The sequence below is a fragment of the Comamonas sp. GW821-FHT11H03 genome, from assembly GCF_058807955.1.
This window is the reverse complement of sequence record NZ_JBXARF010000005.1, coordinates 296532-322828: the sequence shown is the minus strand read 5'-3', so window position 1 is coordinate 322828 and position 26297 is coordinate 296532. Positions and strand designations below refer to the sequence as shown.

The following is a 26297-nucleotide window of genomic DNA, read 5'->3' as shown; positions in this document are numbered from 1 at the left end:
AGTCACCATGAATCACGGAAAAATCTTCTGCGTGGGACTGGGTCCCGGCGATCCCGACATGATGAGCGTGAGGGCCGACCGCCTGCTGAGAAACGCACGTCATGTGGCCTACTTCCGCAAGCGCGGTCACCCGGGCAAGGCACGGCAACTGGTCAATGGCCTGCTGCATGCCGAGGTCACGGAGTACCCGATGGAGTACCCGCTGACCACGGAGATTCCGCACGACGACCCCCGCTATATCGCCCAGCTATCCAGCTTTTATCAGGACTGGCAGGCCCGGTTAACGGAGCTCACGCGCAGCGAGGATGTGATCGTGCTCTGCGAAGGCGATCCATTCTTCTACGGCTCCTTCATGCACCTCTATGTGCGTCTGCGCCAGGCGGGACAGGTGACGGTGGAGGTGCTGCCCGGCATACCCGGCATGGTGGGCTGCTGGCATGCCACCGGCATTCCCATGACCTGGGGTGACGATGTGATGAGCGTGCTGCCCGCAACCCTGCCCGATACGCCGCTGCGTGAGCATATGGCGCGCTCGGACGCGCTGGTCATCATGAAGGTGGGACGGCATCTGGGCCGCATCCGTGCGCTGCTGATCGAGCAAGGAAAGCTGGAGCGTGCCTGGCTCGTCATCAACGGCACCATGAGCGACCAGCAGGTCATGCCGCTGAGCGAAGCGCCTGAGCGCTGCCCCTATTTCGCCATCATCGTCGTGCACGGCCAAGGTCGTCGCCCGGCGAACGACATGTGAATGCACTGTCATGAGCACGACCACAATGCCTCCACAACTCTTGGTGCTGGGTCTGGGCCCGGGCGATGATGCCCTGCTGACGCAGCAGGTGCGCGACAGCATTGCCAGCGCCAGCGATGCATTCGGCTACTTTCCCTATGTGGCGCGGCTGCAGGGTCTGGAACACCTGCAGTTGCACGCCAGCGACAACCGCGAGGAACTCGATCGCGCACGCAACGCCTTGAATCTTGCAGCCCAAGGCCGCAAGGTGCTGATGCTCTCGTCGGGCGACCCGGGCGTGTTCGCCATGGCCAGTGCCGTGTTCGAGACGCTGGAGCAGGCCAGCCCCGAGGAGCATGCCCGCTGGCAGGGTGTGGACGTGCAGGTGCAGCCGGGCATCACCGCCATGCTGGCAGCAGCAGCCCGCCTGGGCGCCCCCTTGGGGCATGACTTCTGCACCATCAATCTGTCCGACAACCTCAAACCCGCCAGCATCATCGAGCGCCGCATCCGTCTGGCCGCCCAGGCCGATTTCGCCATGGCGTTCTACAACCCCTGCTCCCGATCACGCCCGCATGGCTTTTCCCGGGCACTGCAAGTGCTTCAGCAGGAATGCGAGCCCGAGCGCCTGATCTGCTTTGCCCGCAACGTCAGCCGGCCCGACGAGACGCTGCTGGTCGTGCGGCTGCTGGAAGCACGCGCCCACATGGCCGATATGCGCACAGTGGTGATTGTGGGCAACAGCCAGACCCGGCAGGTGGGCAAGCATGTCTATACCCCGCGCAGCTATGAGGCCTGCAGCAGCGCCCCCTCCGCTATGACAGACCATGTCTGAGCGCGCGCAAGGCCTTGCCGGGACCAAGCGTTCAGCGGCACTGCTGTCGCAGCCACTCCATAGCCTGCTGAGGGCTCTGGCACTGGACACGCTGCGCCAGCACCGGTCTGTCGACCATGATGACGGCGATGCCCAGTTGGCGCGCGGCCTCGATCTTGGCATAGGTATCCGCGCCACCGGCGTTCTTGCTGACGATGCAGTCGATACGGTACTGCCGCAGCAGCGCCAGTTCATCGGCAAGTTGAAACGGACCGCGCGCAACGATCAGCTCATAGCTGGATGCCGGCAGGGGCAAGGCGCCGCCGTCCTGGTCTATGACGCGCAGCACAAACTGGTGCTCGTCGGCAAGGCCCGCGAACGCCGCCAGTTGCTTGCGTCCAATGGCCAGAAACACCCGCTTGAGCATAGGACTGAGGATCTTGGCGGCCGCCGCCATATCCGGCACATGCTGCCATTGATCGCCGGGCCGGGACTGCCAAGCTGGCCGCTCCATGGACAGCAAGGGCAGATTCAGTCGGGCGCAGGCCGCGATGGCATTGGCACTCATCTGTGCCGCGAACGGGTGGGTGGCGTCGATGACATGGGTGATGTGATGCGCACTCAGGTAATCGACCAGCCCCTGCACGCCGCCAAAGCCGCCCACACGCACCGGCAGGGCCGGAGTACGACGCGTCTGGGTGGCTCCGGCATAGGAATAGATGGCTTGCACCCCGGCCTCATGCAGCAGCGTGGACAACATATAGGCATCGAAAGTGCCGCCTAACAGGAGAACTTGGGTCATGGCCAATCCGTGGCTTTCAATTATCGGAATCCATCCGTCAGGGCTGGAAGGCCTGAGCCCCGCAGCGCGACGAGCCCTGGATGATGCCAGTGTTGTGTTCGGCAGTCCGCGTCATCTGGCGCTGGCGCAAGCAGGAGCGCGTGGCAGAGCCTGGCCGATCCCCTTCAGCGTCGAGCCCGTGCTGCAACTGCGCGGACAGCAAGGCGTGGCCGTGCTGGTGTCCGGCGATCCGTTTCACTTCGGTGCCGGTGCATCGCTGGCCAGGCACCTGGAGCCGGGCGAATGGCGCAATTACCCTCAACCCTCGACATTTTCCTGGATTGCAGGCGAGCTGGGCTGGTCACAGGAGCGTACCCATTGCCTGGGCCTGCATGCCCGCAGCCTGAGCAGCCTGACGCCTCTGCTGGCGCCTCAAGAGCGCTTTATCTGCCTGTTGCGTGATGGCCCGGCCGCTCACACTCTGGCTCAATGGCTGCAGCAACAGGGCTGGGGCGACAGCCCGCTGTGGCTGGTGGAGCAGGCAGGCAGCAACCAGCAGAACATACGCAGCGGCACGGCGCGCGAGCTGGCCGCCCTGCTGGCAACCCAGCCGGCCAAGGCCCCTGTGACTGCGGCTTTCGAAGCGCGCGGCGAAAAAGGTTTGTCCAGGGTACCAGGCAGGCCCGTCAGTGAGTTTGCACATGACGGGCAGATCACCAAAAGCCCGGTGCGGGCCATGACGCTGGCCGCGCTGGCACCGCGCCAAGGAGAGTGGCTCTGGGACCTGGGTGCGGGCTCGGGCTCGGTCGCCGTCGAGTGGTGTCTGGCTGGCGGCCAGGCCATCTGCGTGGAGCAGCACGCCGCGCGTGCTGCCAATATTGCGCAGAACGCACAGCACTATGCGGCAGCGCTTGAAGTGGTTCACGACCACGCCCTGACAGCCCTGCCCCGTCTGCAGCCAGAGCCGCAGGCCGTCTTTGTCGGCGGCGGCTTTAGCGCCGAGCTGTTCAATGCCCTGCGCATGCGTCTTTCCGAGCCCTGGCGGCTGGTGGTGAATGCTGTGGCGCTGCACACCCAGGCACTGCTGCTGGAGTTGCACCGCACGCATGGCGGCCAGCTGTATCAGCTGCAATGGAGCGAAGCACAGAGCCTGGGCAGCATGCATTCCTGGTCCCCGGCCCGCCCTCTGGTGCAGTGGGTCTGGAGCAGCCAATGAGATATTTGTTCGCAGGCTGGGGCTTTCAAGCCGGCGCCTTGCCTCAATCATTTGAAAGCTGCTGGACCCAGGCCTGCCAGAGGCTCGAGAGCGCGGATTCCGCGCCCTGTCACTGGACCTTTGCCCTGCTGAGCACCAGAAGCCAGACCTCAGCGGCGCGCGCCTTGCAGGATTGGGCAAGCCGGATTCCGGGTCATATCGACTGGAAGACCTGTGCCGAAAGCGCGATTGCGCATATCGCCACACCATCCCATTCCGCAAGATTGCAGCGGCGCTTTGCCACGGGCAGCGTTTCAGAAGCTCTGGCCTTGCAAGCCGGTGCCAGCCTGGCCCATAGCCGGCTGCTGGTGCTGCGCACTGTTTCGGCAGACCGACGTGCGACGCTGGCGATTGCCGGCTTGCCGCTGCCCACACCCTTTATCCCTGGAGTTTTGCCTTGACCGTTCATTTCATCGGAGCCGGCCCCGGTGCGGCCGACCTCATCACCGTTCGCGGGCGTGATCTGCTGGCTGCCTCGCCTGTGTGTCTGTACGCAGGCTCGCTGGTACCCAGCGAGTTGCTGGCGCACTGCCCCGCAGGTGCCCGTCTCGTCAATACCGCCCCCATGTCGCTGCAAGACATCGTGGCAGAAATCCAGAGCGCACATGAGCAAGGGCTGGATGTTGCCCGTCTGCATTCCGGTGACCTGAGCATCTGGTCTGCCATGGGTGAGCAGCTGCGCGCCCTGCGCGAACTGGACATCCCCTACACTGTCACACCCGGTGTCCCCGCTTTCAGTGCCGCCGCCGCTGCTCTGGAGGCCGAGCTGACTTTGCCTGGCTCCTGCCAATCGGTGGTGCTGACACGTACCTCGGGCCGTGCATCGAGCATGCCCGACGGCGAAACCCTGGCCGCCTTCGCGGCGACCGGCGCCGTACTGGCCATTCATCTGTCGGTCCATGTGGCCGAGCAGGTACAGCAGGAACTCACCAGCCATTACGGCCCGGATTGCCCTGCAGCCATTGTCTGGCGCGCCTCATGGCCGGACGAGCAACTGCTGCGCACCCGCGTGGGAGATATCGCCAGCACAGCCCAATCCAATCCGCTGCAGCGCAGCGCACTGATTCTGGTCGGGGCCACCCTGAGCCAGCAGGATTTCGGCAGCAGCCGGCTCTACGCCAATGACTACGACCGTCGCTACCGGCCGCGCGGTGACGAACCGCGCTTTCCTTGCGGAACCGAGGGCGCCTGATGCTGGAGCTGTTCCTGATCGGCATCGGCACCGGCAACCCCGATCACCTCACCCGGGAAGCCGAGAAAGCGATTCGCAGCGCCGACCTGGTTCTGCTGCCACACAAGGAGGACAGCAAGGCCGAGCTGGCCCAGGTTCGCCTGTCACTACTGCAAAGCCTGGCCGTGGACGAAAGCCGAATTGCTCACTTCGACATGCCGCAACGCCGCCAGCAGGGATCGGACTACGAACAGCAGGTGGATGAGTGGCATGACGCCATTGCCCGGCGCTGGCAAGCCAGTCTTCAGGGCCATCTACCTTCCCGCTCGGGGCGCGTGGCCCTGCTCGTCTGGGGCGACCCTGCCCTCTACGACAGCACGCTGCGCATTGCCTCGCGTCTGGGCCTGGCCCACGAGCAGGTACGCGTCGTGCCTGGCATCACATCCATGCAGGTGCTGTGCAGTGCTCACGGCATTGCCCTCAATGAAATCGGCGAATCATTTCTAATCACCACTGGTCGCCAGCTGCGCGAAAACGGCTGGCCATCCGGGGTGAATACCCTGGTCGTGATGCTGGATGGCCAACGCAGCTATGAACAGCTGAAAGACACCGACATCGACATCTACTGGGGCGCCTATCTGGGCATGCCACAGCAATTGCTCATGCATGGCCGGCTTTGCAACATCGCGCCAGACATCACCAGCAGACGCGCCCAGGCCCGCGAGCAAAATGGCTGGATCATGGATATCTACCTGCTGCGCAGGGTCGCGGCCTCCTGACTCTGGGTTGCCAAGGCGCATCCGTCGACGGGAAGGCCCACCCGATCACCGTACGGCGTGCTTCACCCCATCCAGGACCTGATCGCCCAGGCGTTCAGCTTGCTTGCCAGTGTCCATCTAAGCGGACGCCGGTATTGCCGCATGAGGCAGCTCGAGCCGACGCCAGAGCCTGAGCATCTCCTTCAGCAGCGCTGGTGCATGGTCTGTACGATACACCGCACCCAGCGGCGGCAAGCCACCCTCGATACGCACATCCAGCGCACGCACACGCCCCTGGGAACGCAGTCCTGGAAGAATGCTGCGGGGTACCAGCGATACGGCCCCTGGCTGGGTGAGCAGGCCCTCAAGCACTGGCAGGGACACAGTGGAGGCAGGAAACCAGGAGGCATCCTCCAGTACGGGCAGCACCTCGGTCTCTACGATATTGCGCACCGCGATGCCAAAGCTTGGCAGCACCCAGCGCGCGCCCCTCAAGGCTGGCAGCGGCACATCGCGCCGCCCGACCAGCGGATGATCAGCATCCGCAATCACCACGGCCGCATCCAGCAACAGCGGCTCAAAGGAAAACTCCACCGGCAAAAGCTGGGGTTGGCGACAGAACACCACATCGAGGCCCGAGGCCATGAGCTGCGACAGCAAAGGGGCGCTGGAGTCCTCATGCACGTCCACATAGACCTGCGGGTGTGCTTCGTAAAAGCGTGGCAGCAACTGGGACAGCACCGAAAGCGCTGCTGCCGGAATGGCCCCGAGACGTAACGCTGCCGAAGCCCCGCGACGGATGGAGGCCAGCGATTCGGACACTTCCTGCAACCCCACCAGCATGCTGCGTGCCGCATCGATCAAAGCCTGGCCTGCCACTGTGGGCCGCATGCCGCGCGCATGGCGCTCGAACAGCTTGATGTCCAGCACCCGCTCCAGCTCGGCCAGGGCCTGGGTAGCCGCTGACTGGCTCATGCTCAGCTCCACTGCCGCCTGCATGACCGAGCCACATTGCTGTAAAGCCAGCAAAAGCTGCAACTGACGCAGCCGTACCTGCCTGACCATACGGGAAAAGAGCAAGCGCCCCTCGGGGCTTGCAGCCCTTGCTCCAGCCTGTATCTGAGAAAAAGAAGAGTCAGCAGCCATGATTTCAACGGGTGTCGATCGCTTCCACAAAGTTCGTTGCAACCTCTCGCCAACGCCGACACCGAACACAGCCGGTGTTCGAGAGCGAGCCGCTCGCATCGAGTATCGAAGTGACCGTGATTCGGATAATGTGCACGCATCTGACTATGCATTCACACCCCCTTGAACGTTCGCAAGAAACGCCGCGGCACCGCATTGTCGTGGCAATTGCCCCCTCTGCTGATGACAGAGCGCCGTAGTAGCCGCCCGCGAACCTCCCGAAAGCGATCAATGCATGGGCCTACCTAGTCGCTGGCTCGCCTTTGAAATCGCATAGTTCACAAGGCAGTAAAGCGCTGCTACGACCAGGTACACCGGCACCAGCGAGTGGTAGTTCGCTATGAGCACCTTGGCGTTCTGCATGAGTTCACCATAGGTGACGACATAGCCGAAGGTGGTGTCCTTGACCACGATAACCAGTTGCGCAACCAATGCAGGAACAATGTAGCGAAGGGCCTGAGGAAAGACGACGAAGAAAAAGACCTGGATTTCGGTCAACCCCAGACTTCGCGCGGCATCGGTCTGGCCGCGCGGAACGGCGAGCACGCCCGCACGGTAGACCTCGGCAACCACGGCTGCGGTACTCAGGCCTATAGGCAAGGTCAGCATCCAGTAGGTGCTCAGCTTGATCCCGACCGATGGCAGCACCAGAAAGCAAACATAGATGAGCAGCAGCGTCGGCGTGCCGCGCAGGAACTCGATGACAGCAATGCTGGGCCAACGCATCAGCCTCAGCCGCGACAGCCGCCCCAGCAGCAACACCAGCCCGAGGCCCAGAGCAATGACGGCGGCCATCGCCGACGATGCCAACGTGCCGAGCAGACCTTTGGCAAGAAAGCTCCAGGTCGTCGGCCAGGCAAAGAATTCCCAATACGGGGCATCGAGTTGCCCTGCCGAATGAAAGCGGAACACGATTGCCAGCGCCAGCAAAAGTAGCACGGCTGTGGCGATTGCGCTCACCGCATTGGTGACGACCCGGACCTGGCGGCCTGGCGCAGCAAACAGAATGTCCTCCAGAGAACGGCTCATCGCAGTATCCGCACTTTCTTTTCCAGAGCCGCGCCGGCCCAGGCGATGAGCAGGCCTGTCGCAACATACATCGTGGCAGCCACGGCGAACGCAGCAATGCCCAGCGCCGAGTCGTTGGCGATCTTGGATACGAGCGCGGTGAGCTCCCGGCCTGGAAACGGCAACTGCGAGGCCAGAGAGGTCGACAGCATCAATGCAATCAGCAGCGAAGTCATCGGCTGCACCACCGAACGCAGCGCCTGCGGCAAGACCACGGCAGAAACAATCTGCAGCGGCCGCATGCCCAGGCTGAGCGCAGCCTCGATCTGGCTACCGGGAATGGTGTTGATACCCGAGCGCAGGTAGTCCGCCGTGAATGCAGAGCAGACCAGCGTCAGCGTCAGGATCACGCTGGGCTCATAGTCGATCACGATGTTGAGATCGGGTAGCGCGAAAACGATGAAGATCAGCAGCGCTACGCTGGGAATATTGCGGAAGATCTCGACATAGACGGTCAGCGCCAAGCGCAGCGGCGGCAATGGCATAAGCCTAAGCACCGCGACGACCGTGCCCAGCATGACCCCGGGCACAAAGGACACCACCGTGAGCTTCCATGTCAGCAAGAGAGCCTGCCAGAAGGCAGGCCCATAGTCGGCCAGGAGCCTGGAAACCTCACCCATCGTTCAAGGCAGGGCGGGCGGCGTCGGAACGGTCGTGCTACCGGTACGCTGCCCTATGGAGATAGTCCAAAGTTTGGCCCAGGTACCGTCAGCCTCCAGCTTCTTCAGGAAGGCATTGATGAATGCTACGCCGTCCGAGCCCTTGGGCAGTCCAACTCCATAGGGGTCCTGCGCGCCGAATGGCGCACCCGCCAGCCGCGCGTTGCTGGTGCCAAGGCTCAGGGCGTTGAGCAGCAGCGTGTAATCGGTCACGTAGGCATCTACGCGCCCCTGACGCAGTGCATCGAGGGCTTCCTGATGCGTCTGAAACTCTTGCACGACAGCCTTGGGGGCATATTGGGCCAATATCGCAGGCCCCGTGGAGCCCGCTTGCGTGGCCACCTTCTTGCCGCCCAGGTCGTTGTAAGACTGAACCGTCTTGTTGTTCGACTTGACCAGCACGCCGGACTGTGATGCGTAGTAAGGGCCAGCAAACGAGATTTTTTCGGCGCGAGCAGGAGTGATGGAGTAGGTGGCGAAGACCATGTCCACCTGATTATTGATAAGCACCTGCTCACGCGTGGACGAGGTCACCTGCGTGAACTGGTACTTGGCGGCATCGCCCAGAATATAGCGAGTGATGAGCTGGGCCAGGCCCAGGTCAAAGCCGCGGATCTTGCCGTCTTTCTCATTGAGCAGCGAGAAAAGATTCGAAGTTTGCGTGCTGCCGAGGCGCAGCGTGCCAGTCTGTTTGATCTTGCTGGCCCAGGTGCTCGATGCGATGGTCGCCGCATCGGCCACAGGCCCCTGCGCAACCAGCGCGTCATAGGCCGCTGCATTGATGGGAGTGCCCTGTGCGAAAAGCGACCCACCGGTCACGATCGTCAGTGCCACCACGGTGGATTTCAGAATGGATTTGATCGACATGCGGTCTTCTTGGATGGTCTGCGACGCGAATCAATATAAAGCAGCATTTGGAATGCGCGAGCCGCTCATCCGAGCGGAGCCACCATTGTGCACACAATACAACCCTTGTGCCCCAACAGGGCACGACGCCGCCAACAGTCCCAGGCCGTGCCTAGCACTCATTCGAGAGTCTGCCCCGGCCGGCGTCCGGCTGTGGCAACTAGCGAACAGTCTGAACTCAAGCTCGATGCGATTGCTCGTGCCCAAGCCGGCCAAGCAGCGCCGGCCGCAGACAAGGCAATATTGCCGCCGCTCGATCACACCGCAAAGGCAACCTGCTAAGAGCACCCCGACGGCAGCTTTCAAGTCATCAACTTGAGAGGTCGAAACCTCCGCTGCCATCGCAGCATGAACAAGTACACACGCCCCCCGCAAGTAGATCCAGCGATGTTGAGCGGCATCTCTGTTGCAGGCACTGTCCCTGGCAAACGTGATCAATGATCGCGAAAAATACAAGGGTTTTTACTGAAAAACATCACACTCCATAGAGGGAGGCGCACCCAAGGTATCGACAACGCTTATAGCTAACCGCAAATGACATGTACTGCCAAGGCTCCGAAATTTCTATATTTCATTTCCATGACGGCAGAAATTCGTGAACAGCACTGATGGTGCAGGCATGGATTAGCCGATATCTTTCAGGAGCCCTCCATGCCCATATCTTCACGCACTCACGGCTGCACAAATGGCCTCACTAGCCGCGTCGGCCTGCTCTCGCTGGCGGTTGCCAGCTCCTTGTGGACCCTGGCCGCGTCGCAGGCGCTGGCCGCTGGCATCTATCCAAGCAAACCTGTCAAGCTCATCGTGCCTTTTGCCGCCGGCGGCTCCACCGACATCGTGGCGCGCGTGATTGCCGAAGGCATGCGCACCACGCTGGGGCAACCGGTGATCGTGGACAACAAAGGCGGCGCTGGGGGGCTGATCGGCAGCGAGGCCATCGCCCAGGCAACTCCAGACGGCTACAGCATTGGCATGGCTACCGTGAGCACGGCCACCATCAACCCCTTGCTCTACAAACGCGCCAGCAAGATTGAAGGCAAGCTGCTGCCGGTGGCCAATCTGGTGACCATGCCTTCGGTCTATATGGCCCACCCCAAGATGGGCGTGAACAACTTCAACGACTTCCTCGCCAAGATCAAGGCGCAGCCCGGTACTTACAGTGCCGGAGTACCGGGACTGGGAACGCTGGGACATCTGATGGTTGCCTCGTTCAACGAAACCATGAAGACCCAGATCCAGATCGTGCCCTATCGCGGTAACGGCCCTGCACTCAATGACGCCCTTGCCGGCATGGTCCAGATCATGACCGACCAGTTGCCCTCGGCAATGCCACAGATCAAGGGTGGCAAGCTGCTGCCTGTGGTGGTGGCCTCGCATGGCCGCTCGCCTGAGCTGCCCAATGTTCCGACCTTCAAGGAGCTGGGCTACGACGAACTCAACGAACTGGGCATCAGCTGGTTCGGTCTGGTCGTCCCCAGCAACACACCAGCCCCCATCGTGAAGCAGTTGCAGGATGCGGCTGTCAAAGCCGTCCATCTACCCGAGGTGCAAAAGCATCTGAAGAATCTGGGTGCTACGGCGACCGAGACGGCGCCCTCCCAGTTCCCGGCCCAGATCGCCGCCGAACTCAAGCGCAACAAGGCCCTGCTCGACAAGGCCGGCGTCAAGCCCGAATAAGAGCCTGCCCTGCAGCCGGCGCTCGCTGCAGTCGGCCGGTTGCTTCCTCATGCCCCATCTTCTTCACCACAGCTCAAGGACCCTTTTGCCATGCAAGCGATGAGCGCCCTGCAGAATTTCTTTCAACGTGAGACACCGCGCATGACGGCGCTGGCCGACCAGATCTGGTCTCTGGCCGAGCTGCGCTATGCCGAGAACGCTTCGGTCCAGCTCCACATCGATGCGCTGCAGCAGGCTGGCTTCCGCATCACACCCGATGTGGCAGGCATCCCCACCGCCTTCATGGCCGAATGGGGCGATACCGGCCCGGTCATTGCCTTGCTGGGTGAATACGACGCCCTGTCAGGCCTGAACCAGCAAAGCGGTGCACTGGTGTGCACCCCGTCCACCGAAAGCCCCGGTCTGGCCGGCCACGGCTGCGGCCATCATCTGCTGGGCACTTCGGCGCACTTTGCCGCTATTGCTCTGCAGCAGCACCTGAAAAGCACCGGAACGAATGGGCGCGTGCGCTATTACGGCTGTCCGGCCGAGGAAGGCGGCTCCGGCAAGACCTTCATGGCCCGCGCCGGTGTGTTCGATGATGTGGATGCAGCACTGACCTGGCACCCAGCCAGCTACACAGGCCTGTTCAGCCAGAGCACGCTGGCCAATATCCAGGCGAAGTTTGTCTTCCACGGCAAGGCATCGCACGCCGCGCACTCTCCCCACCTAGGCCGCAGCGCCTTGGATGCAGTGGAGCTGATGAACGTAGGGGTGAACTATTTGCGCGAGCACATGCCCTCGGACGCCCGCGTGCATTACGCTGTCACCGATAGCGGTGGTCTGTCGCCCAATGTCGTGCAGGCGCGCGCCGAAGTGCTGTATCTGGTGCGGGCAGCACGCAACCACGAAGCCGCCGAACTCTATGAGCGCGTTCAGAACGTGGCGCGTGGCGCCGCGCTGATGACGGACTGCAAGCTCGAAATCATCTTCGACAAGGCCTGCTCCAATCTGCTGCAAAACAGCACGCTGAACAGCGTGATGCATGCGCAGATGCAGGCACTGGGACAGTTGCAAGCCGATGCACAGGCGCATGCTGTTGCCGGCCAGTTCCAGGCCACGCTGGACCAAAACGATGTCGATGCCGTCAGCCGCCCTTTGGCGAGCGTGTTGCGTGGCAAGGTGCCAGCCATTTTTGAAGGTTTGACGCCCTACGACCCGAACGCCAAAGACATCATGTTCGGCTCCACCGACGTGGCCGATGTGAGCTGGATTACTCCCACGGCTCAAGCCTGGGTGGCCTGCTATGCTTTCGGCACGCCGCTGCACTCATGGCAGATGGTGTCGCAAGGCCAGTCCGGCCTGGCCCACATCGGCATGGTGCACGCCGCAAAAATTCTGACAGCCACCGCCGTGGAGCTGTTCGCCAAGCCCGAATTGCTGGCACGCGCCAAGGAAGAACTACTGCAACGCCGCGAGGGCAAGCCCTATGTCTGCCCCATTCCTGCAGAGGTAGCCCTGCCCTTTTTGCGAAAGTAAGTTGGCAGCAGCTCCCCTCCTTTGAAAGGAATTTCTGCAACTTCAAAAGAAGCCCCTGAAAACGCCCGCCAGGACTGAGGGTTCGCAATGCGCGCCAGCTTGCTCTGCCTCAAAGCGGCAGCAGTCAAAGCTTGATGCAGCACAAGCCTCCAGCCAGGCCCAGCGGCCATAGTGAGGCATACCGCAAGACTGCGGAAACTCAACAGGGAGGCACCATGAAGCTGATGATCGATCTCTTTTCCACCGACTATGGACTGATGAGCCTGGCCGTTATTGTGCTGATCATCGTCATGGCCGCTTTCTTTACCCGCCTCTTCCTTGGCAAGATGAAGAACGTTGCCAGCACCCCATTGGAGTAAATCCAAACTTCATTGCACGCTGCGCATGCACTGCCTTGCGTTTCTGGCGATATGACGCGGTTCTAGTGCAAAAAAGGTCGGAGCTTTCACTCCGGCCTTTTTCTTGACCGCATCGCCCAGCGTGCTCAGTAATGCGGCGGCAGTTCGTCGCGCAGATTGCGCACCGCCGCACCCCCGCCTTCCGGCGCTTGGCGCTTGAGTTCCCTCACCTCGTTGATCAACAGATCGATCTGCTGCTGCTGACGGTAGATCGTCATATTGAGTTGCTCGAGCAAATCCTCGGTGTAGCTGGCCTTGATCTCCAGTTCCATGATTCGCTCTTGCAGCGCTTCGTGACTGTCGCTCATGCCTTGAGCGCCTTGGCAAGACGAGCAATACCTGCGCGAATCTTGTCCTCGTCAGCCGTGGCAAACGAGAGGCGGAAGGTCGCCGTATCAGGGTTCTGTGCATAGAACGGAGCGCCCGGCACAAAGGCCACGCCCTCTTCAATGGCCTTCTTGGCCAGCACAGCCGCATCCGCCAATTGGCCACGCGCGCCCGTCAGGCGCACCCACATGAACAGGCCGCCGGCAGGCTGTACGAACTCGACGGCATCGCCCAGTTGCTCGCGCAGCGCATCGCCCATGGTCTCGGCACGCTTGGCATAGACCTCGCGCACATGGGCCAAGGTCTTGGGCATGGCGCCGGACTTCAGGTACTGGGCTGCAGTGGCCTGGGCAAAGGTGCTCGTATGAGCATCGCTGAACTGCTTGCACATCACGGCGCGAGCAAGCAATTCGGGATGTGCAATCAGCCAGCCGATACGCAGACCGGGGCTGAGCACCTTGGACAAGGAGCCGCAGTGCGCCAGCCACTCCCGGCTGCCGGGGACTTCGCGTGTCAGCGACAGCAGGCTGGCAGGAGGCGCTTCATTGAAGTTCAGATCGCCGTAGGGGTCGTCTTCCACCACCAGAGTCTGGTACTTGACAGCCAGCTCCAGCACCTTTTTGCGGCGTTCCAGACTCAGCATGGCACCACTGGGGTTGCCAAAGGTCGGGATCAGATAGACCAGCTTGGGCTTGTGCTCGACAATCAGCTTTTCCAGCTCGTCGGTCTTCACGCCATGCTCATCCACAGGGGCGGAGATCACCTCTGCGCCATAGAGGCGGAAACACTGAATCGTGGCCAGGAAAGTCGGGCCTTCGACGATGACCTTGTCGCCCTCTCCCACCATGGTCTTGCCCAGCAAGTCCAGCGCCTGCTGGCTGCCGGTGGTGACGATGAGCTGATCAGGCGCCACATCGGGCACGCCCTTGCCGGCCATAAAGGACGACAGTTGCTCGCGCAGCGGCTGGTAACCCTCTGTCGCACCGTACTGCAATGCGGCTCCCGCCTCCTGCTGCAGGGCTGCCGCAGAGGCAGCGCTGATCCCGGTTACGTCAAACATGGCACTGTCCGGAAAGCCGCCCGCAAAACTGATGATGCCTGGCTTGCCCAGCAGCTTGAAGAGTTCGCGGATCGCAGAGGTTTCTACGTTATCGAGTCGTTTGGCAAATTGCATACGTTTTCTTGGTTAAAGCGCTACGGGAATCTCGTCGCTGCTTGAGCGGCTGATGCCCATTGTGGCGCGCGAATCGCCCCAGAGACAGGAAGTGGCTTTTATGTAGGCGCTATTCCATGCTGAAAGTAATCAAACTCCTACCAATTTTCAAAAGTTGATAGCAATTGTTAATTGCGCATAACTTCGTGTCTCAAACTTTGAATTGGACAGCGTCAAGCCTCTGACAAGAACATACGCCTACCGATCAACGGACCGCGTATTTGACGGATTTTTTCACTTGTTTTTGGGATGGAGGATTTATGCGTACTACTACTTTTACCGGCAAGGCCCTGTCTGTTGCCATTAACGGCAAGAACCCGTTGAGCCTGCGCAGCCTGTGTGCCGTAGCCTTGGTTGCCAGTCTGGCTGCCTGTGGCTCGAGCGGCTCTTTGCGCAGCGACCTCGGACCCGACGGCACCGGCGGCGGAGATGTTGTTGCCGGAGGCGGCACTGGCGGTGGCACTGGTGGCACTGGTGGCGGTACTGGCGGTACCGGAGGCGGCACTGGTGGCACCGGCGGTGGTACTGGCGGCGGCACCGGTGGTGGCAACACCGGCGGCGGTGATGGCGGCACGGGCAATCCGCCTGTGGCAAGCACTCCGCTCACTCCGGTGCGCGACACCGTGGCGGATGTCACAGGAACGCTTTCCGGAACAAGCGGTGTCATCAGCGACGTCAACAACATCGTGACCTCCACCCTGGGCACGGCTACCAGCGGCACGCCCCTGAGCGGTGTGGCCCAGCCGGCCGGCGGCATTCTTGGCAATGTGAACAATGCCGTCAACAGCGTAGGTAGCGGCGTCAGTGCAGGTCTGGGCCAGATCGGCAAGACGGCCGACCCCATCGGCACCACCTTGCAAGGCGTGGCTCCCGCCGTCGGCTATCTGGGCGCTGCAGTCACTTCGGCAGGCAAGACGGTCAGTGCGCTGGACACTCCTCAGCTTGGCGTGGTCGGTGATGTGGCAGGCTTGGCGGGCGGCACGGTGCAAATCCTTGGCACCACCGTTTCCGGCGTCGAAGGCACGGTGGCAAAGCTGACCAGCAACCCGCTGGTCTCGGGTCTGACGACTCAGGTCAGCCAGGTCGCCACGCCGGTGTTGAGCACCGTCCTGGGCACCACCCAGAATCTGGTTCAGACCACGGGCCTGGGCCAGCCGGTTAACAGCTTGCTGGGCACCGTGGGCGGCGTAGTCAATCATGTGGGGGCTTCCGTCACCAGCGCCGGAGTTCCGGTTGTGGCTCCGCTGGGCGGCGTGGTCTCGGGTGTCGGCCAGACCGTGGCCGGCCTGGGTGGTGTGGCGACTGGTCCCGGCACACCTAGCGGCGGCCTGCTAGGTGGCGTACTTGGCAATGTCACGGGCGGTGCAGGCGGCTCCGCTGGTGGAGCAGGCAATATTGTCGGCGGCGTGCTGGGTGGCGTCACGGGCCTGGTCGGTGGCGTGACCGGTGGAGCAAGCGGTGGCGGCAATGCCGGTGGCCCTGTCGCAGGAGCAGGCAATCTGGTCGGAGGCGTGCTGGGCGGCGTCACAGGTGGTGTCACGGGATCGGCAGGCGCTCCAGCAGGAGGCACCGGCAGTGCAGGCACTGCGGTGACGGGCCTGGTCGGCAACACCGTTGGCGCAGTCACAGGCCTTGTTGGAGGTGTGCTGGGCGGCGTGACCAATGTCGCTGCGGGCGCAGGAGCAGCAGGTGGTGCAAGCACCTCGGGCGGCCTGCTGGGTGGACTGCTGGGCGGCAATCTGGCGCTCGGCCTGGGCGGTGGAGCGGTAGCCACCAGCAAATAAGGGAAACGGCGGTGGCCTGCGTGCACCGCTTGAGCCTGGCCCGCCTTCAGGCGGGCTTTTTTACGACAGCCCCATACCCAGTTCTGGGGATGTAAGGAACAATGAGAGTCATAAAAATAGAACAGGAGGGACTTTTGCAGTCAAAAACAAAACCCCAAGGCCGCATCGGCTCCAGGATTCAGGCCTTGGCACTTGCGGCCTGGGCTCCGTTGGCCTGGTCACAGCAGGCAGGCAACCCGCTCAACAGCCTGCCCCAGACTCCCGAATCTGCAAGGAATCTGCAGCAGCAGCCCAAGCAGGTACCGGTGCAGATAGACAAGCCTCAACCAAGTGTTCAGGATCTCATCAACCTCCGGGTCGCAGTACGCGGCGTCAATGTGCAGGGGAGCACGGCGATTCCTTTCGAGGAGGTCAGCGCGCTTTTCACGCCATTTATCAACGGCACGCATACGGTGGGCGAGCTCAACGCCGCGACCCAGAAGGTCAGCGAGCTGTATCAACGCCATGGCTACGCCCTTTCTTTTGCCTACCTGCCACCGCAGGACTTTGCCAATGGCGCAGTGCAGGTCATCGTGGTCGAGGGCTATGTACAGAGCTTGAATCTCGAGGGCAATTTTGGCCGCTCCGAAGACCAGATACGCGAAATTGCCCAGCCGCTGCTCAATGAGAGGCCTTTGACCACCAAGACCTTTCAGCACCAGACCCAGTTGATGGCACGCCTTCCCGGAGTGCAGATCACGGCGTCTGCCAATCTGCCGACCACCACCGATGGTGCGGTGCCCCTGGTCATCAAATCCAAGCACAAACCCATTGCCGTCACCGTCGGGGGCGAGGCGCGCAAGCCCACGCCGCGCATCATTGCGTCCCTCACCCTGAACGACCCCTTGTGGGCAGGCAGCCAGCTTCAGGCTTCGGCGATGTTGCAGAACCCCGACAAGGAGCGTTTCGGCAGCATCGGCTTCACGCAACAGCTGACGCCCGAAGGCACACAAGCACGTGTCAGCTATTCCGACTACCGCAGCTTCAACCCGCCGGCAACGCGCATTCCAGGCATTGATGACCTGACACAGCAGCGCAAACTGGACTTCAATATCAGCCACCCATGGATCTTGAGCAATACCACCCAGCTCAGCACCACGGCAGGCCTGTATGCCATCAACTACAGCCGTGAGCTGGCCGATAGCCAGGCCTCCCTGCTGCGTGAGGAAAAGGTTCGCACGCTCTATGCGCAAATGGCCTGGGCGTCCTTTGGCAAGACCACTACCCGTTCGGCTTCGGTCCTGCTGGCCCACGGCCTAGACAGCCTGGGGGCCTACAAAAACCTGGACCTCTACTATCGGCAGGGCTTGCTGCAAAAGTTTGAAAACCCGGCCAAGCTGGACTTCACGCGCATCACCGCCGACTATGCACAGCGCCATCGCTTCGTCAACAAGATGGGCGCCGCTTTTGCCGTGGGCGGGCAATACAGTGCCGACATTCTTCCCGTCCCGGAGAAAATCTCCTTTGGGTCCACCCGCTTCGGCCGCGGCTATCAGGCTGGCGAGTTCTCTGGCGATTCCGGCATGGGCGCCAGTGCCGAGCTCAACTACCAGTTCCTCATCAACCAGGCCTGGATCAAATCGGCCGAGCCCTATCTGCTCTACGAATGGGCGCGCACGCATCAGCAAACCAGCGGCGTCAGAGGCAATACACTGCGCTCGGCCAGCCTGGGACTGCGCCTGTCCGACAGCCGCCACTACGCCCTGGACCTTGCCATGAGCAAGCCGCTCGGCGACCGCTCCATCAACAATCCCGACCGGGAGCTGCGCTATAGCCTGGTACTGAGCTACAACCTGGATCCCTGACTCGCCGCTGTCTTGCCACAAGCCACCGAGCCGCTGCACACCGCTGCGGCTTTTTCTTTGTTACGCCCCCTGAACGACAAGCCACAATATTGCCCATGAAGAAAAACGATATCGCGCCGTTTTTTGCAGCGCTCAAGGCCGCCAACCCCACGCCACAAACCGAACTGGAATACACCACGGTGTTCGAGCTGCTGACCGCTGTTCTGCTGTCTGCCCAGGCCACCGACGTGGGAGTGAACAAGGCCACGCGCAGGCTTTTTCCAGTCGCCAACACACCGCAGGCCATTCTGGATCTCGGGCTTGAGGGGCTGGAGAGCTATATCAAGACCATAGGCCTGTACCGCAGCAAGGCCAAGCATCTGATGGAAACCTGCCGCATGCTGGTGCAGTTGCATGGCGGCAACGTCCCCAGAACCCGCGAAGAGCTGGAAGCCCTTCCCGGTGTGGGCCGCAAAACCGCCAATGTGGTACTCAACGTGGCTTTCGGTCAGCCCACCATGGCCGTGGACACGCACATCTTCCGCGTCGGCAACCGCACGGGGCTGGCACCCGGCAAGAATCCGCTGGAAGTCGAGAAGCAGCTGCTCAAGCGCGTACCCGACGAATACGCAGTGGACTCCCATCACTGGCTGATCCTGCTGGGCCGCTATGTCTGCCAGGCGCGCAAGCCGCGCTGCTGGGAATGCGCGGTCTCGCAGTACTGCGATTTCACGCCCAAAACTCCGGCGCCGACATCAGGGAAAAAGAGCTAAAATCGCCTCAAACGCATACCCACCAAGCTCTTGCAGCTATATTTTTGCAAGTGCCTCAGCTCTTGGTGCTGACGCCGGCCGATTCAAAGCTGGCCATCTCGTTGAGCATGGTGCAGGCCGAGCGCAGCAGCGGCCAGACCAGTGCCGCGCCAGAACCCTCGCCCAGGCGCAACTGCCAGTCCAGCATGGGCTGGGCCTGGAGGTGGCTCAGCAGGCGAGCATGACCCGGCTCACCCGATCGGTGCGCATACACGCAGCGCTGCAGCACATGGGGCTGCAGGCGGCTAGCCACCAGCACGGCGGCCGTGGTGATAAAGCCGTCCACCACGATCAGGCGGCGTTCGGCCGCAGCCTGCAGCACCGCTCCCGTCATGGTGGCGATCTCCAGCCCGCCCATGGCAGCCAGCACGGCCAGTGGCTCTTGCACGCTGGCATGAAAATCCAGCACCCGCCTGAGCACGGCGATCTTGCGTGCCAGGCCTTCGCTGCTCAGGCCCGTGCCCATCCCGGTCACTTCCTCGACCGGCTCGCCGCACAGACGCGCCAGCAGCAATGAAGCGCTGGATGTATTGCCTATGCCCATCTCGCCCAGCAACAGTGCATTGCCCGGCAGTTTCTTGACCAGTTCTGAGCCATTGCGCAGCGCCATCGCACATTGGGCTTCGCTCATGGCCGGGCCCTGACTGCAGTCCGCCGTACCATAAGCCACCTTGCGCCGCCACAGGCGTGGCTCATGGACCTTGGGAAGCTTGTGCGCAGGATCCTGCTCGCGCACCTCAAAGTCGCGGGCCACGCCGCAGTCGACCACATTCAGATCAATCCCGTTCTGCAGAGACAGCACGCTCACGGCGGCGCCGCCAGCCAGGAAGTTCTCCACCATCTGCCAGGTCACGTCGACCGGATAGGCCGACACACCCTGAGCGGCCAGTCCGTGGTCCGCAGCAAACACCACCATCTGCGGGGCATACAGATTGGGAGTCTCGCAACCCACGATGCCGGCAATGCGAAAGGCCAGTTGTTCCAGCACGCCCAGCGATCCCTGCGGCTTGGTCTTGAAATCCAGGCGATGCTGCACACGGGCTTGCAGCGCCGCGTCATGGATGTCCTGCACCTGCGGGCAGGACCAGATGGTGGACGGTAGGATTTCGGTAAAAGAAGCGGAACTCATGCGTGCAGTCATTCCCGGTGCATCAGGTCTGAGTGCCATCCACCACCGGGATGCAGAAGGCACGCTTTTGCGACCTAGCAAGTATCGCGCTTTCATCGCCACCGAAACGCCAAGTTCGCCGATTGCGCAAGGCCTGCATGAAAAAGGCCCCGAAGGGCCTTGACTGAAGACGCTGCAAAAGCATCAGCGAATGATTTCCTCAACCGTAATTTCGCGCAGGATGCCGCCATCCTTGACCGAGCCGCTGACAGCGCCATCCTTGACACGCGCCATACAGGCCTGCTGGTCGATTTCGGTCTTGAACACACCGCAGCGGGCGTAGGCATTGCGCTCGTACTGGCTGAGGCCCTGGCCGTCATCGAGCTTGCCCTTCTTGGCTTCGGCACTGGCCGCCATCGCCTCGCGAGAGGACGAGTTGCTCTCACGCATGGGACGCTGGCCCTTGTGATGATGGCGGTGGTGGTGCTTTTTCATCGCAGGCTTGGCCGCATCCATTGCAGCTGCCTCAGCCGCCGGCTTGGCTGCATCCACCTGAGCGCTGGCCATGCCTGCCAGCGACAGAACCGCTGCACCCAAAGCAAGTTGAAGAGTCTGAACCTTGAAAAAAGCCATACGCAACTCCATTCCAAAAAGTGAATAGCTCGGTCAGCTTGCACGCACTCTCAGGCAGGGCTTATCGGTTCAGCGGCTATGAGCCCGCAGGATCAGTCCTACAACTGCTGCAGGCGCTCAGAGCGCGCCCGGCTCAAACCATTGTCCCACGCCCTGCGCCAGCCGCTCAAAAACCTGCTCCAGACTGGGTGCATCGTGGCCGAACAGCGCATGAATTACCTCGGCGTTTTCAAACAGGCCGTGCAGATAGGTACCGATGACAGCGCTGTTGCCTCCCTGCCATAGCATACCGGGCAACAGCTCCTGAGCCGGTCGCACGCTGGCCATCTGCATGTCGGCACGCAGCTGGGTCTGACCGTGGTGGATCTCGTAGCCACGTGCCGTCACGCTACTCATGGCACTCCATGGGGCCTGCAGATCAGGCAGTTGCAGAGTCGTTGGCTGCACGGTCTTGTCCTGCGCAAACAATGTCACCAACGGCAACAAGCCCAGGCCTGCAGCGTTGCCGTCCACGCCATGCAGATCGATCAGCGCCTCGCCCAGCATCTGCAAACCGCCGCAAATGCCCAGCACGCGCTTGCCTAGTTCGGCATGAGCGACGACGGCTGCATCCAGCCCTTGCGCGCGCATCCAGGCCAGGTCAGCAGCCGTGGCCTTGCTGCCTGGCAGAATGACCCAGTCCGCCTCGGCAAGTTGCGCGGGAGAGCGAGCCCAGACCACGCGCACGCCCGGCACTTGCAGCAAGGGCTGAAATTCATCGAGATTGCTGATGCGCGGATAGGCGATGATGGCAATCGTGGTGTGAACGGCCCGCCCGGCTCCAGCGCTGCCGCGATCATCAAACACGCCATCCTCTTCGGGCAGGCCGTGCTGGAACTGCATGGGAATGCAGGCCACCGTGGGCACACCCGTCTTGTCTTCCAGCATCTGGGGCGCCGGCGCCAGCAGTGCCGCGTCGCCCCGGAACTTGTTGAGCACAAAGCCCTTGATGAGCTTTTGCTCATCCTCGGGAAGCAATGCCCAGGTGCCGAAGAGATGGGCAAAGGCGCCGCCGCGGTCTATGTCCGATACCAGCAGGCAATGTGCGTTGCAATGTTTGGCCACGCGCATATTGACCACATCGCTGGCATGCAGATTGATTTCGGCCGGCGAGCCTGCGCCTTCGATCACCACCACATCGTTTTCGGCACGCAGCTCGTCCAGCGCCTGCGCGATCTGCGGCCAGACCTTGAGGCTGCGACCTCGCCAGGGCATGGCGCTCAGCTCGTCATTGACCTGGCCGAACAGCACAACCTGGCTGCGCGTGTCGGCCTCGGGCTTGAGCAGCAGCGGATTCATGCGCACATCGGGCACGGCCCCCGCAGCCAGGGCCTGCAGATACTGTGCCGTGCCGATCTCGCCCCAGCGGCCCTCGGGCGTGGCAACAACGCGCGCGTTGTTGCTCATGTTCTGTGCCTTGAACGGTGCGACCTTCAGGCCCTGGCTGCGGTAGTAGGCGCACAGCGCCGTGGCCACCCAGCTTTTTCCCGCGCCACTGCTGGTGCCCAGCACCATGATGCAACGTGCTGTCATAGCTTAAATCTCGGTTGGGATCGGTAGCACCACACGCTGCAGGATTCGGGCCAGCGCCTCGCCGGGATGGGTGCACATGCCCATATGCGAGGGGGAGGTCTGGATGATGCTGCTGCGCTTGGCGGTGAGCCAGTGGTAGCGCGCGCGCATGGGCAGCTGCGCAATCGGCCCGCCATCGACCCGCCCTTCGCAGATGGCCACGATGGAGCCCAGATGACGGTGCACGGCCTCCAGATCCACATTCGGGTCCAGCGCCAGCAGACGCTGTTCGTCAAGGGCCACGGCCGCCTGCAGATGGCCGGTGCGCTGGCAGGAGAGGATGACACCCGCGTTCACAAATTCTTCACGCTCCACGCGCGGCACTACCCGCACGATGGCGTAGTCGTAGACCTCATGCGCGTGCATCGATAACTCCTTGCAACCAGCGGCCACGCTCGGCAAGTCGGGCCACGAAATAATTCACGTAGGCCGCACGATGGGCCTGCACATTCTTGAGCACATCGCCCTCTTTGTCGGCAGCGGCCTGCTCAAGAAAGCAGTCGGGCACCTCGTCCAGAATGCTCTTCAGCACCTCGGGCCCAAGCTTGGCAGCCAGCTGCGCATCCAGCTGCGCCAACTGGCTGGCCTGCGGCAGCAGCACATGTTCGGCACTGGGCGCAAAAGGCCTGGCCGGATCGGCAACCATTCCGTTCCAGGCATGGTGAAACGTCAGACTCGCGCCATGATCGATCAGCCAGGGCTGCTTCTGGTACATCAGCATATTGGTGTTGCGCGCCGTGCGGTCCACATTGCTGACCAGCGTGTCGAACCACACCAGGCGCGAGGCAAAGTCGTCGTCCACCGTATCCACTGCCGGATCAAAGTTGATGGAGCCCGGCAGATAGTCCAGCCCTACATTCAGCCCGTCGCTGGCGCGAATCAGGTCCTGAATCTCGGGGTCGGACTCGGTGCGGGACAGATCGCCGTTCAAGTGCAGCAGCACGATTTCGGGCACCGGCAGGCCCAGCGCACGCGCCATGCCGCCCGAGATGATCTCGGCCATCAACGCACGCACGCCCTGCCCGGCGCCCCGGAACTTGAGCACATAGGTACCCAGATCGTCGGTCTCGACAATTGCCGGCATGGAGCCGCCTTCACGCAACGGCGTGACATAGCGCTCCACCAGCACCGAGCGCAGCTTCAAGGTTTCAGTGTCCATAGGAAATGGTAGCGTCTTGCGCCCATCGGGTCTGATCGGCAAGGTCATTGGATGCTTTTCCAGGCCTGCTCCAGCGCGGCCTGTGACACAGGCGGCAGCACACCCAGCCGCACATGGCCGCTCAGGCCAAAGCTTGCACAGTCGCGAAGCTTGATGCCCTGGGCACGCAGGCCGGCCAGAGGCTCGACAAGCTTCGCCAGCGGCAGACCTGCGACAAAGTAATTGGCCCGATGACCGGGAACAACCTGCCAGCCCAGTCTCTCGCACAGCGTCAGCTGCTGCGCCTTCCAGCGGCGCAAGGTCATCAGGCTGTGGGCCAGCCATTGCTGCACCTCGTCCGTCACCCAGGCCTGCAGCATGGCCACGCCATGCGAGCCCACCACCCAGGATGGCGCCAGCGCGTTCAGCGCCTGCAGCTCTGTGGCTGTGGCATGCAGGGGGGCAATAGCATAGGCAGCGCGCACACCCGTCATGCCCAGAGCCTTGTTCGGCGTCCACAGCTGCCAGACAGCATCGAGATTGCGCTCCGGCAGTTCGCCCTCCAGGCATAGCGGAAGGTAGGCGCAGTCCAGCACGCGCCATTCCTTCTGCGCCGGCGGCTGCTGCCAGGCAGGCCATATGTCTTCCATCGCCCCCAGCGGGCTTGATGGCTCGCAAGCCCAGCTGAGCACCGGTGCCACGGCCGCTTCTGTGCGGCGGCACAGCGCCAGCCGCCAAACCCGTGCGGCCTGCAGATAGTCTCCATAGTGATGCTGGGGAAACTGCACGCTTTTGGCACCGCTGCGCACCGCGTGCAGCGTGAGGCGATGAATCAGCTCGCTGCTGCTGCCACCGATCAGGATGCGTTCTACCGCCACACCATGAAAAGCCGCCATCTGTGCGCGCAATGCCCTGTATTGCGGATCGGGGTATTGCGCGACATGGGCGGCCTGCAGCGCCTTCACGGCCATGGGACAAGGCCCGCAGGCATTGCGATTGGTCGAGAAATCATGCGCCGGAACGCCCAGCGCATCGCTACCGCCATGCACGGCTGCCGCATTTACATCAAACATTGGCAAGCAGCCTTCCTCTCCACAGAACAATCAAAATCATAGCTGCCAACACAAGCAGGACATTCGATACGATCACTTTTGATGCAAATTTTACAGACATCTCCAGATCGGCCGCCTGCGGAGCCCGCCCCTGCGGGTTGAGTCGATAGACGCCAGGCTTGGAAAGCTGAACCCCCAATGCCTGCGCCATGGCGCCCATGGGCCAGCCACCATTGGGCGATGGTGTCACTGCTGCATCGCGCCTCAAACCAGTCCAGGACAGCCCGCCGGCCAGCAGCGCCAGCCACATTGCGGTGATGCGCGCCGGAATCCAGTTCAGCACATCGTCGGCGCGTGCCGCCCATTTGCCCGCCCATTGCCAGTGGCGGCGGCGGTCGCCCTGGCCGCGCCAGCCCGGATAGCCCCACATGGCATCGGCCGTATTAGCAAGACGATAGACGGCCGCCCCGGGCAAGCCGGCCACGGCAAACCAGAACAGCGGAGCAATCACGGAGTCACTGAGGTTCTCGGCCAGAGTCTCGATGGCGCTTTCTCGCACGGTGGCCGCGTCCAGCTGTGTCGTGTCGCGGCTCACCAGCCAGCTCAGACGCTCCCGCCCGGCGGGCAGCGATTGCTGCAGTGCGGCCTCCACCGCCAGCACCTCATCCCTGAGCATGCGCCAGGACAGCAGCGGCTTGAGCAACACCCCCATCGCCAGCCCCCAAAACCACCAGGGGGCAAAACCCAGCATGAACTGAGCCAGTCCATAAACCACGAAAAACAGAGCTGCCAGTGCGCACCAGACAAGCGCTGCTAGGCAAAAACGCAGATAGTCACTCTGCACTTCGGCACGCGGCGCAAGCGCCTGCCCCGACCAGCCCAGCAATTTGCCCATCAGCACCACCGGGTGCAGCCACACCGGCGGCTCGCCCCAAAGCCGGTCCAGCAACAGGGCCACCAACACGGCCAGCAGGCCGGCCTGTACATTGGCAGCCCAGTTGAGCGCGGCCAGATCACTGGCGGTGAATGCCTGGTAGAGCCATGCCAGTGGACTGAGAGAAAGACCGATCAGCTCAGTCCAGCCAAAACTCGTCATGCGTCTGGCTTGCCCTTCTCGACGCATGGCCCGCTGCCCGGCTTGCCCTTGGTGGCCGCAGCCACCACACGCGATTCGTCCCAGACATCGTCCATCAGCATGTCTTCCAGAGGCGCCCGGCAGGCCCACTTTTCCTGCTGCAGCATGGGCTCGGCATAGTAGGCATCGACAGGGCCCAGGCAGAGCACGCCCAGCGGGTGAGCACCCTCAGGCATCTGCAGCAATCTTGCCAGCGCCAGCGGATCGAAAATCGAGACCCAGCCCATGCCCAGACCTTCGGCACGCGCGGCCAGCCAGAGGTTCTGGATGGCGCAGGCGCTGCTGGCGATATCCATCTCGGGCAGGGTGCGGCGGCCAAAGATATGCGCCTCGCGTCCCGGCGGCATGGCCACGACCAGCACCTCGGCCGAATCGAGCACGCCCTGAACCTTGAGCTTCATGAAGTCTTCCTCACGTTCGCCCAGGGCATGGGCGGTGCGCACACGCTCCTCCTCGATCAGGCCGTGGATCTGCCGGCGCAGCTCGGCGCTCCTGACCCGAATAAAGCGCCAGGGCTGCATGAACCCCACGCTGGGCGCGTGGTGCGCAGCACGCAGCAGGCGCAGCAAGACCTCGTCGGCCACCTTCCCGCCTGCAAAATGGCGCATATCGCGGCGCTCATAGATGGCACGGTAGACGGCAGCCCGCTCGGCCTCGGTGAAAGGCGTTGCGGCAATCGTCGCGAAGGAGCTGGTCTTGGATTCGGTCATGGAACTATTGTCGCGCCACAGACGTGGCAAAAGC

At 62.4% G+C, this 26297-nt stretch carries 28 protein-coding genes; 13 read left to right on the top strand and 15 right to left on the bottom strand.

The genetic code is table 11. The annotated features are described in order from the left end of the window. Positions 1 to 7: 7 nt before the first annotated feature. Both cobI and cobJ read left to right on the top strand, forming a co-directional pair. Positions 8 to 748 (top strand): precorrin-2 C(20)-methyltransferase, encoded by a 741-nt coding sequence (gene cobI / locus AC1RTQ_RS13905; RefSeq protein WP_492876530.1) that lies wholly within the window; start codon positions 8 to 10, stop codon positions 746 to 748. Positions 749 to 773: 25 nt separating this feature from the next. After that, entirely contained in the window at positions 774 to 1562 is a 789-nt protein-coding gene (cobJ, locus tag AC1RTQ_RS13900; RefSeq protein WP_492876671.1) for a precorrin-3B C(17)-methyltransferase, read from the top strand. Positions 1563 to 1593: 31 nt separating this feature from the next. Here the strand turns inward: cobJ and AC1RTQ_RS13895 are convergent, their stop codons facing one another. Then, on the bottom strand, positions 1594 to 2349 hold the full coding sequence (locus AC1RTQ_RS13895; protein ID WP_492876528.1) for a cobalt-precorrin-6A reductase: 756 nt from the start codon (positions 2347 to 2349) through the stop codon (positions 1594 to 1596). Between AC1RTQ_RS13895 and cbiE the strand changes: the two genes are divergently transcribed. From cbiE to cobF, 4 genes are read left to right on the top strand one after another with little or no spacing between them, the layout of a single operon-like run. Beyond that, positions 2342 to 3538 (top strand): precorrin-6y C5,15-methyltransferase (decarboxylating) subunit CbiE, encoded by a 1197-nt coding sequence (gene cbiE, locus AC1RTQ_RS13890; protein WP_492876526.1) that lies wholly within the window; start codon positions 2342 to 2344, stop codon positions 3536 to 3538. The two genes, AC1RTQ_RS13895 and cbiE, sit on opposite strands and share 8 nt — an antisense overlap. Beyond that, positions 3535 to 3978 (top strand): cobalamin biosynthesis protein, encoded by a 444-nt coding sequence (locus AC1RTQ_RS13885; RefSeq protein WP_492876524.1) that lies wholly within the window; start codon positions 3535 to 3537, stop codon positions 3976 to 3978. Before cbiE ends, AC1RTQ_RS13885 begins: the two co-directional genes overlap by 4 nt. Continuing rightward, positions 3975 to 4769, top strand: coding sequence for a precorrin-4 C(11)-methyltransferase (gene cobM, locus AC1RTQ_RS13880; protein ID WP_492876522.1), 795 nt, complete (start codon positions 3975 to 3977; stop codon positions 4767 to 4769). Before AC1RTQ_RS13885 ends, cobM begins: the two co-directional genes overlap by 4 nt. Further along, the gene (gene cobF, locus AC1RTQ_RS13875; protein ID WP_492876520.1) at positions 4769 to 5527 is read left to right on the top strand and encodes a precorrin-6A synthase (deacetylating); all 759 of its coding nucleotides are present in this window, start codon (positions 4769 to 4771) and stop codon (positions 5525 to 5527) included. The genes cobM and cobF overlap by 1 nt, the downstream gene beginning before the upstream one ends. A gap of 117 nt (positions 5528 to 5644) precedes the next feature. Here the strand turns inward: cobF and AC1RTQ_RS13870 are convergent, their stop codons facing one another. The 4 genes from AC1RTQ_RS13870 to AC1RTQ_RS13855 form a co-directional block, all read right to left on the bottom strand. Continuing rightward, positions 5645 to 6652 (bottom strand): LysR family transcriptional regulator, encoded by a 1008-nt coding sequence (locus tag AC1RTQ_RS13870; protein WP_492876518.1) that lies wholly within the window; start codon positions 6650 to 6652, stop codon positions 5645 to 5647. Positions 6653 to 6919: 267 nt separating this feature from the next. After that, positions 6920 to 7720 (bottom strand): amino acid ABC transporter permease, encoded by an 801-nt coding sequence (locus AC1RTQ_RS13865; RefSeq protein WP_492876516.1) that lies wholly within the window; start codon positions 7718 to 7720, stop codon positions 6920 to 6922. Beyond that, positions 7717 to 8379 carry an amino acid ABC transporter permease gene (locus AC1RTQ_RS13860; RefSeq protein ID WP_492876514.1) on the bottom strand — a complete coding sequence of 221 codons (663 nt, stop codon included), beginning with the start codon at positions 8377 to 8379 and terminating at the stop codon, positions 7717 to 7719. Before AC1RTQ_RS13860 ends, AC1RTQ_RS13865 begins: the two co-directional genes overlap by 4 nt. A gap of 3 nt (positions 8380 to 8382) precedes the next feature. Next, complete coding sequence (locus AC1RTQ_RS13855) at positions 8383 to 9285, bottom strand: glutamate ABC transporter substrate-binding protein (RefSeq protein ID WP_304350324.1); 903 nt, start codon at positions 9283 to 9285, stop codon at positions 8383 to 8385. A gap of 690 nt (positions 9286 to 9975) precedes the next feature. On the opposite strand from AC1RTQ_RS13855, the gene AC1RTQ_RS13850 reads away from it, so the two are divergent. From AC1RTQ_RS13850 to AC1RTQ_RS13840, 3 genes are all read left to right on the top strand, one after another. Beyond that, the gene (locus AC1RTQ_RS13850; RefSeq protein WP_492876512.1) at positions 9976 to 11001 is read left to right on the top strand and encodes a tripartite tricarboxylate transporter substrate-binding protein; all 1026 of its coding nucleotides are present in this window, start codon (positions 9976 to 9978) and stop codon (positions 10999 to 11001) included. A 90-nt stretch (positions 11002 to 11091) separates the two neighbouring features. Beyond that, entirely contained in the window at positions 11092 to 12519 is a 1428-nt protein-coding gene (locus tag AC1RTQ_RS13845) for a M20 family metallopeptidase (RefSeq protein ID WP_492876510.1), read from the top strand. A 215-nt stretch (positions 12520 to 12734) separates the two neighbouring features. After that, on the top strand, positions 12735 to 12878 hold the full coding sequence (locus AC1RTQ_RS13840; protein WP_291595189.1) for a DUF3149 domain-containing protein: 144 nt from the start codon (positions 12735 to 12737) through the stop codon (positions 12876 to 12878). A 125-nt stretch (positions 12879 to 13003) separates the two neighbouring features. On the opposite strand, the gene AC1RTQ_RS13835 is transcribed toward AC1RTQ_RS13840, so the two are convergent. Together AC1RTQ_RS13835 and AC1RTQ_RS13830 are read right to left on the bottom strand one after the other, a co-directional pair. After that, on the bottom strand, positions 13004 to 13225 hold the full coding sequence (locus AC1RTQ_RS13835) for a SlyX family protein (RefSeq protein WP_114862317.1): 222 nt from the start codon (positions 13223 to 13225) through the stop codon (positions 13004 to 13006). Then, positions 13222 to 14418: an aminotransferase-like domain-containing protein gene (locus AC1RTQ_RS13830; RefSeq protein WP_492876507.1), complete on the bottom strand. Its 1197-nt coding sequence runs from the start codon at positions 14416 to 14418 to the stop codon at positions 13222 to 13224. Before AC1RTQ_RS13830 ends, AC1RTQ_RS13835 begins: the two co-directional genes overlap by 4 nt. 299 nt (positions 14419 to 14717) lie before the next feature. Between AC1RTQ_RS13830 and AC1RTQ_RS13825 the strand changes: the two genes are divergently transcribed. The 3 genes from AC1RTQ_RS13825 (at position 14718) to nth (ending at position 18837) form a co-directional block, all read left to right on the top strand. Beyond that, entirely contained in the window at positions 14718 to 16241 is a 1524-nt protein-coding gene (locus AC1RTQ_RS13825) for a collagen-like triple helix repeat-containing protein (protein WP_492876505.1), read from the top strand. Positions 16242 to 16375: 134 nt separating this feature from the next. Next, the gene (locus AC1RTQ_RS13820) at positions 16376 to 18085 is read left to right on the top strand and encodes a ShlB/FhaC/HecB family hemolysin secretion/activation protein (protein ID WP_492876503.1); all 1710 of its coding nucleotides are present in this window, start codon (positions 16376 to 16378) and stop codon (positions 18083 to 18085) included. Between the two features lie 95 nt (positions 18086 to 18180). Beyond that, the gene (nth, locus tag AC1RTQ_RS13815; protein ID WP_492876501.1) at positions 18181 to 18837 is read left to right on the top strand and encodes an endonuclease III; all 657 of its coding nucleotides are present in this window, start codon (positions 18181 to 18183) and stop codon (positions 18835 to 18837) included. A 55-nt stretch (positions 18838 to 18892) separates the two neighbouring features. Here nth and cobT read toward each other — a convergent pair whose 3' ends face one another. Beyond that, positions 18893 to 20005 carry a nicotinate-nucleotide--dimethylbenzimidazole phosphoribosyltransferase gene (gene cobT, locus AC1RTQ_RS13810; RefSeq protein ID WP_492876499.1) on the bottom strand — a complete coding sequence of 371 codons (1113 nt, stop codon included), beginning with the start codon at positions 20003 to 20005 and terminating at the stop codon, positions 18893 to 18895. On the opposite strand from cobT, the gene AC1RTQ_RS13805 reads away from it, so the two are divergent. Continuing rightward, positions 20004 to 20168, top strand: coding sequence for a hypothetical protein (locus tag AC1RTQ_RS13805; protein WP_409812999.1), 165 nt, complete (start codon positions 20004 to 20006; stop codon positions 20166 to 20168). The two genes, cobT and AC1RTQ_RS13805, sit on opposite strands and share 2 nt — an antisense overlap. A 20-nt stretch (positions 20169 to 20188) precedes the next feature. On the opposite strand, the gene AC1RTQ_RS13800 is transcribed toward AC1RTQ_RS13805, so the two are convergent. The 7 genes from AC1RTQ_RS13800 to bluB form a co-directional block, all read right to left on the bottom strand. Next, the gene (locus tag AC1RTQ_RS13800) at positions 20189 to 20617 is read right to left on the bottom strand and encodes a hypothetical protein (protein WP_304351438.1); all 429 of its coding nucleotides are present in this window, start codon (positions 20615 to 20617) and stop codon (positions 20189 to 20191) included. 117 nt (positions 20618 to 20734) lie between these two features. Next, positions 20735 to 22189: a cobyric acid synthase gene (locus AC1RTQ_RS13795; protein WP_492876496.1), complete on the bottom strand. Its 1455-nt coding sequence runs from the start codon at positions 22187 to 22189 to the stop codon at positions 20735 to 20737. 3 nt (positions 22190 to 22192) lie between these two features. Then, positions 22193 to 22594, bottom strand: coding sequence for a DUF3037 domain-containing protein (locus AC1RTQ_RS13790; RefSeq protein WP_224650547.1), 402 nt, complete (start codon positions 22592 to 22594; stop codon positions 22193 to 22195). Then, positions 22581 to 23366: a HipA family kinase gene (locus tag AC1RTQ_RS13785; protein WP_492876669.1), complete on the bottom strand. Its 786-nt coding sequence runs from the start codon at positions 23364 to 23366 to the stop codon at positions 22581 to 22583. Before AC1RTQ_RS13785 ends, AC1RTQ_RS13790 begins: the two co-directional genes overlap by 14 nt. Positions 23367 to 23431: 65 nt before the next feature. Continuing rightward, complete coding sequence (locus AC1RTQ_RS13780; RefSeq protein WP_492876494.1) at positions 23432 to 24439, bottom strand: aminotransferase class I/II-fold pyridoxal phosphate-dependent enzyme; 1008 nt, start codon at positions 24437 to 24439, stop codon at positions 23432 to 23434. Beyond that, a complete protein-coding gene (gene cbiB, locus AC1RTQ_RS13775; protein WP_492876667.1) occupies positions 24432 to 25514 on the bottom strand; it encodes an adenosylcobinamide-phosphate synthase CbiB in 1083 nt (360 codons plus the stop codon). The genes AC1RTQ_RS13780 and cbiB overlap by 8 nt, the downstream gene beginning before the upstream one ends. After that, positions 25511 to 26263, bottom strand: coding sequence for a 5,6-dimethylbenzimidazole synthase (gene bluB, locus AC1RTQ_RS13770; protein WP_492876492.1), 753 nt, complete (start codon positions 26261 to 26263; stop codon positions 25511 to 25513). The genes cbiB and bluB overlap by 4 nt, the downstream gene beginning before the upstream one ends. Between the last annotated feature and the right edge of the window lie 34 nt (positions 26264 to 26297).